Here is a 9,301-nt window from a genome sequence, read left to right on the forward strand (position 1 = left end):
ACCCTACCCACACGGCAGCCACGAAGCACGTCCCGTAGTACGAGGAACCTGATATACTGTCGTGATGCGCGACCTCAGGCCGGCGGGCCGGACCCGGATCGATGTCGTCGTCGTCCTCTTCCACAGCGACCGGGTGCTCCTCGAACGGTGCGTGGCGTCGGTGCAGGCGTCGGCGGCCCGGTCGGCCGTCGATGCCCGGCTCGTCTTCGTCGACAACGGCGGTGGTCTTCCTGCGTCGGGCCAGTGGCCGGCGGACGCCGTGGTGGTCGGCGGGGGGTGCAACCTCGGGTTCGGGAGAGCCGTCAATTCCGCGCTCGAGCACGTCACGGCGCCGTACGCGTTGCTCCTGAACCCCGACGCAGCCCTCGCTGACGATGCCTTCGATGCCTTCCTCCGAGCTGACCGCTCGTGGCCGGGAGCCCTCCTCGCCGGGACGATGCTCACTGATGGCCGTCTCGACCCGGACTCGGTCATCGACTGGGACTTCAGTGTCGAGCGGCTCGTCAAGCGGCGACGACCCGCAGGACGACGTGGTACCGGTGGGGTCGTCGCCGTCGAGAAGGTCAGTGGTGGTGCGCTCTTCGGGCGAGCCGACCTGCTCCGCTCGCTCGGTCCGTTCGACGACCGGTTCTTCCTCTACGCCGAGGATGCCGACCTGTCTCGCCGTGCCGCTCGGTCGGGGATCGCACTGGGCCGGGTGGAGGATGCGCTCGTGCTGCACGAGGGGAGCGCGAGCAGCAGGTCGTTCGCCGCCCTCGTCGAGTTCGCGCGCGCCGATGCTGCGATCCGCTTGACCGCCCTGCACCGCTCGCGCATCGTCAGCCTGGCGCAGCGGGCCGAGCTGCTCGTGGTCACCCTGCTGGGCATGCTCGTCGAGCGCGACGTCCGTCGGCGCCGCGCACGGTCCGCGCGGCTTCACGCCCTCCGGCGGTGGGGGCTACGACGCGACTGCGCCGGTGTCGTCGCTCCTGACCCGGGGGATCTCGGCTGATCCGCGGCGCCCGCGAGTCAACGCTCTGACGAGCGGTCGATCGAGGCCGAACCACGTCACGATGCTCGTCACGATCGCGACCACCACTGCCACGACGGCGAAGAGCTGCCACGGCGTCCCTGCTGGCAGGACCGCCGCGAGCGCAGCGATCGTGATCGGAGCCACCAGCGGGTGCGTCAGGTAGAGCGCGTACGACGCATCCCCGAGCACCTCGGCCGGCGGTGCGATCCACTGCGGCAGCCATCGCTCCACCCAGAGGGCCAGGAGCAGGACGACCGCCGACACCGGCAGCAGGACCATGGTGCCCGTGGCGGTGCCGGAGGCGAGGCCGGTGCCCGTCCAGGTGGCGAGCGCGATCACGCCCCACGCTGTCGTCACCCGATCTGCCGACCGCGTCGCGACGTGTCCGATCGACATGCCGACGACGAACAGCAGGACGTAGGGGTTGGCGTAGAACTGCCACGGCTCCCACTCGTCAGGTCGGAACACGGATGCGACAGCGAGCAGCACCATGACCGGTGCCGCGACGGAGATCGGGGTCCGACGGGCGAGGAGTGCAGCCGTGACCACCGCGTAGAAGAACAACTCGAAGGTCAGGGTCCACATGACCGTGTAGAGCGGTTGGACGGCGCCGTCCGATCCTCGAGCCGGCAGGAACAGGTACGACGCGACGACGTACACGGCGTCCGGGGTGAAGCGCTGGAGGGTGCCGGGTGCGATGAGGCCGACCAGGAGCTTCACCGTCAGGACGATCCAGGCCAGCGGCACGATACGCGTGAGCCGCCGTCGAGCGAACCGTACCGCGGATCGCCCCGTGCCCCGCTGGGTCGTCACGACGGCGACCAGTCCGCTGATCGAGAAGAAGACGGCGACGCCGAGCTGGCCGGTCGGGATGGTCGGCGCGGTCACCCCCACGCGGTCCTCGATGTAGTCCGGCACGTGTGCACAGACGACGAGGAGCGCCGCGAGGACCCGCAGCGCCTGGACGCTGATGAACCGTGGACTGCGGTTGATGGAGGGCATCTGGTGATCGTGGCAGGTTTCAGTGGTCGACATGCAGTATTCCGTACTTGTGGGGATGGAGTGATCGCAGCTGTGGAGGTTCCGGCTCGCGTGCGGCGGCGAGGTGCACGCACGTCGCCAGGAGGACCCACAGCAGCGGGGTGGCGAGGTCCGGTGTCGACACGCTCTTCGCCACGAGCAGTCCGAGGAGGCCTGCGGCTGCGGGGGTCGCGGCGGCGAGTCGGGACGACCTGCAGAGCAGGGAGAGCACCGCGCCTCCGAAGAGCGCGAGGCCGACGATCCCGGTCGACGAGGCCAGTGTGACGAGGAAGGACGACGACCGGTTGCTGCCGAGGCCTGCGCCGATGCCGGCGGTCTCGCGGACCACCTGGAGACCGATCGCGTCCGCCGCGGAGCGAGCGTCGAGCGACTGGCTGCCGATCTTGTCGTCCACGATCCGCATCAGTGGTTCCAGGAGTTGCGGTCCGCTGGTGGTGCCGATGAAGACGAGCGCGAGCAAGGCAACCGTGATCGGTCCCGCGTGCCGTCCGCCGGATGCGAAGAAGCGCACGGCGAAGGAGCTCGCGAGGACCGCCGCGACCACGCACCCGGCCACGACCGCCGTTCCGGAAGCAGATGCGAAGAGGTTGGTCGCCGCGAGGAGGAAGAGCGCGAACGACCACCTGCGCACTCGGGCGTCCTCGGCGCGGGCGGTCCGGACTGCTGCGTACGCGACGACGGCGAGGGAGAACGCGGCGAGCTCACTCGGTTCGCTGAAGATCCCACGGAGGCGGTCGTCGCCGGGGGCGGAGTAGCTGATGTCCAGCGTGTCGAAGAACGGCGCCGTGACGTCTGCTCCGGCTGCCTTCAGCAAGCCCCGAGCGGCGCTCAGTGCGGAGCCGGTCCAGGCGGCGACCGACAGGGCGAGCGGAGCGGTCCCCGTCCGCCACAGGTGACGGGCGGCTGCGAGCCCGGCGAGCAGGTACGTGACCTGTGCTGCGTTCCCGATCGCGTAGGCCAGGGAGGACGGGGCGTGCACCTGGTCGTCGACGCCCTTCCCGGGGGTCAGGACCGGCACTCCGGCGAAGGCCCACGGTCCGATCGCGGTGACGAGGAGCGCCCAGCAGGAGAAGGCGATCAACAGTGAGACGCCCACGTCCTGCACGGGGGCGCCGGACCGAGGGGCAGGTGCGACGGCGAGCAGGAGCGCGACGACCACGAACGCCGACAGCGCGACGGGCCCGATGGACACCCCGGCGGTGGCGGGCACGCCGGCGCCGAAGCCGAGCGCGCCCGCGCACAGGGCGGGGCGGCGCAGGACGAGCCCGGCGACCGCGAGCAGCAGGGCGACGCCTCCGACGGCTGTCATCTGTTCTCCTAACATTTGATATGTACTACACTGTAGCGCACCTGCTCCCGACCCGAGGAAAGACAATGACCCTGGCTCAGTTCATCGCCGTCGTGCGGCGCCGCCGCTGGTGGATCGCCCTGCTCGTCTTCGTCGGCATCGGGGCGGGCGCCGCCTTCTCGGCGACCCAGGTGCCGCAGTACCGGGCCGAGTCGTCGGTCTTCGTCTCGGTCGGCGGGGCGACTGTGACCGACCTGACGCAGGGCGGTGCCTTCTCCGAGTCGCGCGTCGCCTCGTACGTGCAGCTCGCCCAGTCACCGAGGGTGCTGTCGGCTGCCGCCGGTCGAGCTCGCATCCGTGCCGACGTCGCAGAGCTGCGGGAGAAGGTCCAGGTCCGTGCGATCAGCGACACCGTCATCCTCGCCGTCTCGGCGACCGACGAGGACCCGAAGGCGGCTGTGCGGCTGGCGGACGCCGTCGCCGACGAGCTCGTGAAGGCGGTCGGGGGGATCGAGCGGACGGACGAGGCAGGACGTGCGCTCGTCGAGCTGAGCGTCTTCCAGCGGGCGGAGCTGCCCGACGCACCGGTCGCGCCCCGGCCCCTCGTGAACGCGGTCCTCGGGCTCGTCGCCGGCCTTGGATCAGGGATCGCGATCGCGCTCGTGCTCGAGACGGTCGACACCAAGCTGCGCTCGGTCGAGGTGCTCCGACAGGTCGGGGGCCGGAGCGTCCTCGCCGAGATCCCGACCGATCCCGGCGCGTCGACGTCACCGCTCATCGACGTCGACAACCGGTACTCCGACCGTGCGGAGCAGTTCCGCCAGCTGCGCACGCACCTCACCTTCACCAACGTCGACGGCGGCAGTCAGTCGATCCTCGTCACCAGTTCCCTCCCCGGAGAGGGCAAGTCCTCGACGGCCGTGAACCTGTCCCTGATGCTGGCCCAGAGCGGGCACCGGGTCGTCCTGGTCGACGCCGACCTCCGCCGCCCCTCCGCCGCTGCCTACCTCGGGCTCGAAGCGGGTGTCGGGCTGTCGACCGTCCTGACCCACCAGGTCGAACTCGTCGACGCCCTCCAGCGGTACGGTGCCGACGACCTGTGCGTCCTCGCAAGCGGGCGGATACCGCCGAACCCGAGCGAACTGCTCGAATCGCGCACGATGGAGGTGCTCATCGCCGACCTGTGTGCGCAGTTCGACTACGTCATCGTCGACGCTCCGCCGGTCCTCCCCGTCACCGACCCCACCGTGCTCGCCACGAGGGTCAGCGGCGTGCTGTTCGTCGCGGCGGTCGACGGCCGAGTCTCGAGTCATGCCATGCAGACCGCGCTCGCGCGCCTCGACGCGGTGGGAGCTCGTGTGATCGGCTCCGTCGCGAACCGGGTGCGCGTGGGTCGCGGTTCGTCGAGCTACTACGGCTACCAGCCGGCGACGCCGCCCGAGCCGCGGGCTCGCGGCGTGCGCGGGATCGGCCGAGCACAGGAGGCCGGCCGGTGACCGATCCGTTCCGCGTCCTGTTCGTCTGCGAAGGCAACGTCTGCAGGTCTCCGTGGGCGGAGGTCGCGCTGCGCCGGTGTTGGCCGACTGCGGCGGCCGGTCAGCTCGTCGTGTCGAGCGCCGGGACCCACGCCGCGCGCGGTCAGGCCGCACACGCGTTCCTGACGCCGTTGTGCGCCGACGACGCCGAGCGGGAAGCGATCGAGCGCCATCGCGCCCGACGCGTCGACGGCGCGCTCCTCCGCGAGCAGGACCTCGTCCTCGTCGCCGCCCGCGCCCAGCGGAGCGACCTGCTCGAGTCGTGGCCGGCCGCGCTCCACCGCACCTTCACCGTCGGTGAGGTCGCACGACTGGTCCGATCGGAGCCGATCAGGGCCGAAGAGCGGGCGACGCCGATCCACGAGCTCCTCGCGCGGCGTCGTCGCCCCATCGACCCCGCCGCCGACGAGGACATCGACGATCCCGTACGCGGCACCCTCGACGACTTCCGCCGGATGGCGGCACGGACGCAGCAGCTGTTGGGCGAGGTCGCCCCGGCGCTCGCCAGCGTGATCGGGGACGCGGGGCGGCGGGTGCACGCGTGACCGGCGGTCACGGAGTCGCCCCTGAGCGGAGCGGACGCCTCGACGCTGCGCAGACGTGCGACCCGACGCTCCCCGTCGTGGCGTTCCTCACACACTCGGCGCAGCTGTCGGGCTGCGAACTGTTCCTCCTGCGCGTGACCGCGGCGATGCGACGGGTCCGTGCGGTCGTCGTCCTCGGCGAGCACGGACCGCTCGAACAGGCCCTGCTCGACGCCGGCGTCGAGCACCACGTCGTCCCGCTCCCGAGCGCCACGAGCGGACACCGCGCCGCGGAGCGTGCTCTCTCGCTCGACGCCGTCCGCAAGGTCGGCGGCACGGTCGCCGTGGCGGCGAAGGTCGCTGCGTTCCTCCGACGACGCGGCGTCCAGCTCGTCACGACGCACTCGGCCAAGGCGCACGTCTACGGCGGCCTTGCCGCCCGACTGCTCGGGGTGCCCTGCGTGACCCACCTGCACAACGTGATCGGCGCCGGGGTCAGCCGCCCCGCGAACAGTACCCTCCTGCGCGTCGCTGCAACGGTCCTCCCGTCCGCGCTGATCGCGAACTCCGCCGCGACGGCCGCCAGCATCGGGCGGTGTCCCAAGCCCGTCTCGGTCGTCGGGTGCGCGGTCGACATCCCTCCGTCCGTTCCGTGCGAGCCGAGCAGTCCTGTCGTCACGGTGATCGGGCGGCTCGCCGACTGCAAGGGGCAGGACGTCGCGATCCGGGCCTTCGCTGGAGCGCGAGCGCGCGGCCTCGCTCCGGAGGCGCGCTTGCGCTTCGTCGGTGCTCCGCTGTTCGCGGCGGATCGCGCGTTCGCTGACGGACTCCGTTCGCTGGCCGAGGAACTGGGCATCGCAGACGCGGTCGACTTCGTCGGACACCGGTCCGACGTCCTCGCCGAGATCGCGTCGTCCACCATCGTGGTGCACGCGAGCCGCCACCCCGAGGGGTTCGGGCAGGTGGTCGTCGAGGCGATGGCCGCCGGTCGCGCGGTGATCGCCTCGGACGCGGGCGGACCGGGTGAGATCGTGACCGACGGCGAGGACGGGGTCCTCGTCTGTGCAGGAGACGTCTCCGCACTCGCCCGGGCCCTCTGCGACGTGCTGGAGGACGGTCGGCGGCGGCGGGCGATGGCCCAGCGCGCTCGCGCGACCGCTGGGCGGTACGCGCTCCCCGTCATCGTCGACGAGTTGGAACGCGTGCTGCTGACCGCCGTCCGCTGACGGACTGGAGGCACGCCGTCAGCGGGCGCGACGGCCCGCCCGGACGGCCAGCCGTCTGGTCGTCGGGTGCGCGAGCGCGCCCGCACTCCAGATCACCACGGCCGAAGCGGCGGCGAGGGCCAGCGCAGGCAGCCCGGTCGGGAGGACGTGCTGCACGACCGCGGCGCCCCCGGCGCACGCCGAGGCGAGGACGGTCGGGAACCACACTGCGCGACCGAGGTCCCGCAGACGGACCGGCGTCGCGTGTGTGACGACGAGGAAGCCCGGTACTGCGACCGACACGGTGACGGCGGACACCGTCAGCACCATCGCGTCGAACCCGTGGGGGGCGGCGACGAGGAACGCCAGGACGGTGAGCGGGCGGCTGCACCACAGTTCCCACCGCGTCTGTCGGCGTGCAGCTCCGAGGGCGAGCGCGAGGAAGATCGTTGTCGACGTCACCACGAGCGCGATCGCGCCGGGCAGCATGCCGAGGAAGACCTGCGCCGTGGCGAGCCAGTCCGGGCCGAAGAGCAGGCCCACGAGGGGCGTGCTGAGCACACCGATCGTGGCGAACACCGGCCAGAGTGCGGTGCACGAGACCGTCATCAGCGTCGTGAACGTGCGGCGCAGCGCCGCGGTGTCGCCGGCGAGCTTGGCCAGCACGGGGACCGCGACACGGCGCAGCGGCCCGCTGACCTGCTCGAGGGGCAGGAGGACGAGCTGGCCGGCCTGGACGTAGAAGCCGGCAGCGGCCTCGCCGAAGACGACCGCCACGAAGACGCGGTCGAGACTGCGCGCGAGCCACTCGAGCGCCTGCATGAGGGAGGCGTTGCGCGCGAAGGCGAGTTCGGTGCGGAGCGACCCGAGCGGCACCCGGGCACTCGGGCGCCACGGGCACGCCACGGCGATCCCGAGCCGGAGCGCCACCGCGTAGACGGCGGCCTGCAGCAGCAGCGACACGAGGCCGCCGCCGTTCGCCGCGACCGTGACGGCGACGGTGGAGGAGAGGACCGCTGCGATGACCTCGGCGGTGCCGATCGCGCCGAAGCGCAGGTTCCGTCCGAGCACCGCGGTCGGCACCGCGCCCGAGCCGGCTGCGAGGAAGACCACCGCCATCGCGAATGCTCCCCACCGGCCACCGGGGAGTGCTCCGGACAGTGGCAGGAGCCCGGCGAGGCACCACGCTGCAGCGCACGCCGTGCCGATGGTCCTGCTGAGGACGTGGAGAGTGCTCGCGGCAGCCGGTGTCAGTCGACCGTGGTGCGCGATGAGCCACGTCACGCCGCCGGAACGGAGGACTTCCGCTCCGGTGACGGCGACGAGGAGCGCGGCCGCGGCACCGTACTGGTCCGGCCCGATGAGCCGGGCGACGGCGACCATGGCGATCGCCTGCACGGCGAAACGCACCCATGACGTGAGGGCTGACCGGAGGCCGCTCGAGGTGGCGGCTGTGGCGATCTCGCGGTCGTCGTGCCAGTCGACCTCGGTCGTCCGGGCAGCTCGGGTCATGGGTGCGCTCCGCTGCGGGGTCGTCAGTGGCGGACGGTGTTCGACGAGCCCTTGTCGTCGACGGACGGCTTCGACGGGGTGGTGACCCGGTTGCCGTCGCCGTTGATCACGACCTTCTCGACGGAGGTGGCGTCGATGCCGTTGATCGCGCCGTTGACGGTGAGTCGTTCGGTGCTGCCGAGGTGGACGACGGCGTTGCTGCTGTCGATCACGACCGTCTTGCAGTCCGGTACGCGGACTTCCTTGTTGTTCATGCCGTCGACGTGAGCGGTGTCGCCGTCGCAGGGAACGTCGGCCTGTTCGATCGGCGGTGCGGTGATGGCGGACGTCGGGTTCGACGTCTGCTCGGCGGCAGGCGGCGACGACGGGGTCTGGGGCCCGACCGGCCCCGTGTTCGAGCAGCCGACGAGGGCGGCGGACGCGACGATGGACAGGATCGAAGCGGTGAGGATCGAGCGCATTGGATGTCCTTTCAGGGTGATGTCAAGTATATCAGTTGACAGGAGAAAGGGGCACCCCGAGGGGTGCCCCTTCCGTCCCTGTCGGTCAGCCGACCTGGACGTTCACAGCGGTGAACTCGATCTTGCCGCCCTTGGTGCGCTGGTTGGCCCAGAGCTGGTAGGGGCCGGCGGGCAGGGTGATGGCGGAGTTCGTGATCGTCCACTTGCCGTTCGTGACGGTCGAGGAACCGATCGCGGTGTCCTGGGTGAAGTCCGTGCCGTTGACCTGGACGATGCCGCCTGCGTTCCCGGAGCCGGTGAACGACAGCGGGTTGCCGGCGATCGTCTGGCCCTCGGTCGGGTTCTCGAACTGCACAGTGTTCTGGCCGTAGTCGAGCGTGACGGCGGCGCCGTCGGACTCGACCCCGTTGATCGTCTGGGTGACCGTGAACTGCTGCTGCCCGTAGCCGACCTTCGACGGGTCGATCGCCAGGTCGAACGTCGAACCCGTCGCGGGACCGGACGCGATCACCGTCTGGCCCTGCTTGACCGTCACGGTCGCACCAGCGGTGATGCCCTCACCCTTGATGTGCGCCCACGCCGACACGTCATCCAGGAAGTACCCCTCGACACTCGGCGCCGCCGGCTTGGAGACGTGGACGTTGATGCCGGTGAACTCGATCTTGCCGCCCTTGGTGCGCTGGTTGGCCCAGAGCTGGTAGGGGCCGGCGGGCAGGGTGATGG

Annotated in this window: 9 protein-coding genes; 4 read left to right on the top strand and 5 right to left on the bottom strand. The window is 71.2% G+C overall.

What is annotated here, in order from left to right:
* Nucleotides 1-64 precede the first annotated feature (64 nt).
* On the top strand, nt 65-991 hold the full coding sequence (locus ABIC52_RS14945; protein WP_354027690.1) for a glycosyltransferase family protein: 927 nt from the start codon (nt 65-67) through the stop codon (nt 989-991).
* Here ABIC52_RS14945 and ABIC52_RS14950 read toward each other — a convergent pair.
* Together ABIC52_RS14950 and ABIC52_RS14955 are read right to left on the bottom strand one after the other, a co-directional pair.
* A complete protein-coding gene (locus tag ABIC52_RS14950; protein ID WP_354027691.1) occupies nt 938-2,014 on the bottom strand; it encodes an acyltransferase family protein in 1,077 nt (358 codons plus the stop codon). The two genes, ABIC52_RS14945 and ABIC52_RS14950, sit on opposite strands and share 54 nt — an antisense overlap.
* A gap of 19 nt (nt 2,015-2,033) precedes the next feature.
* The gene (locus ABIC52_RS14955; RefSeq protein ID WP_354027692.1) at nt 2,034-3,362 is read right to left on the bottom strand and encodes a hypothetical protein; all 1,329 of its coding nucleotides are present in this window, start codon (nt 3,360-3,362) and stop codon (nt 2,034-2,036) included.
* A gap of 65 nt (nt 3,363-3,427) precedes the next feature.
* Between ABIC52_RS14955 and ABIC52_RS14960 the strand changes: the two genes are divergently transcribed.
* The 3 genes from ABIC52_RS14960 (at nt 3,428) to ABIC52_RS14970 (ending at nt 6,626) form a co-directional block, all read left to right on the top strand.
* Nucleotides 3,428-4,837 (top strand): tyrosine-protein kinase domain-containing protein, encoded by a 1,410-nt coding sequence (locus ABIC52_RS14960; protein ID WP_354027693.1) that lies wholly within the window; start codon nt 3,428-3,430, stop codon nt 4,835-4,837.
* Nucleotides 4,834-5,421 carry an arsenate reductase/protein-tyrosine-phosphatase family protein gene (locus ABIC52_RS14965; RefSeq protein ID WP_354027694.1) on the top strand — a complete coding sequence of 196 codons (588 nt, stop codon included), beginning with the start codon at nt 4,834-4,836 and terminating at the stop codon, nt 5,419-5,421. The genes ABIC52_RS14960 and ABIC52_RS14965 overlap by 4 nt, the downstream gene beginning before the upstream one ends.
* A 77-nt stretch (nt 5,422-5,498) precedes the next feature.
* Nucleotides 5,499-6,626 carry a glycosyltransferase gene (locus tag ABIC52_RS14970; RefSeq protein WP_354027695.1) on the top strand — a complete coding sequence of 376 codons (1,128 nt, stop codon included), beginning with the start codon at nt 5,499-5,501 and terminating at the stop codon, nt 6,624-6,626.
* A gap of 18 nt (nt 6,627-6,644) precedes the next feature.
* On the opposite strand, the gene ABIC52_RS14975 is transcribed toward ABIC52_RS14970, so the two are convergent.
* From ABIC52_RS14975 to ABIC52_RS14985, 3 genes are all read right to left on the bottom strand, one after another.
* Nucleotides 6,645-8,117: an oligosaccharide flippase family protein gene (locus ABIC52_RS14975; protein ID WP_354027696.1), complete on the bottom strand. Its 1,473-nt coding sequence runs from the start codon at nt 8,115-8,117 to the stop codon at nt 6,645-6,647.
* 23 nt (nt 8,118-8,140) lie between these two features.
* The gene (locus ABIC52_RS14980) at nt 8,141-8,578 is read right to left on the bottom strand and encodes a DUF3060 domain-containing protein (RefSeq protein WP_354027697.1); all 438 of its coding nucleotides are present in this window, start codon (nt 8,576-8,578) and stop codon (nt 8,141-8,143) included.
* Nucleotides 8,579-8,663: 85 nt separating this feature from the next.
* Nucleotides 8,664-9,301 (bottom strand): hypothetical protein (locus ABIC52_RS14985; protein WP_354027698.1); only part of this gene is annotated, 638 nt, incomplete at its 5' end.

Source organism: Curtobacterium oceanosedimentum (assembly GCF_040545555.1).
Classification (GTDB): domain Bacteria; phylum Actinomycetota; class Actinomycetes; order Actinomycetales; family Microbacteriaceae; genus Curtobacterium.

Excerpts from the sequence above, each read along its gene's own strand:
- ABIC52_RS14945 (WP_354027690.1), top strand. The coding sequence starts at position 65 with ATGCGCGACCTCAGGCCGGCGGGCCGGACCCGGATCGATGTCGTCGTC.
- ABIC52_RS14980 (WP_354027697.1), bottom strand. The coding sequence starts at position 8,578 with ATGCGCTCGATCCTCACCGCTTCGATCCTGTCCATCGTCGCGTCCGCC.
- ABIC52_RS14975 (WP_354027696.1), bottom strand. The coding sequence starts at position 8,117 with ATGACCCGAGCTGCCCGGACGACCGAGGTCGACTGGCACGACGACCGC.
- ABIC52_RS14960 (WP_354027693.1), top strand. The coding sequence starts at position 3,428 with ATGACCCTGGCTCAGTTCATCGCCGTCGTGCGGCGCCGCCGCTGGTGG.
- ABIC52_RS14950 (WP_354027691.1), bottom strand. The coding sequence starts at position 2,014 with ATGCCCTCCATCAACCGCAGTCCACGGTTCATCAGCGTCCAGGCGCTG.
- ABIC52_RS14955 (WP_354027692.1), bottom strand. The coding sequence starts at position 3,362 with ATGACAGCCGTCGGAGGCGTCGCCCTGCTGCTCGCGGTCGCCGGGCTC.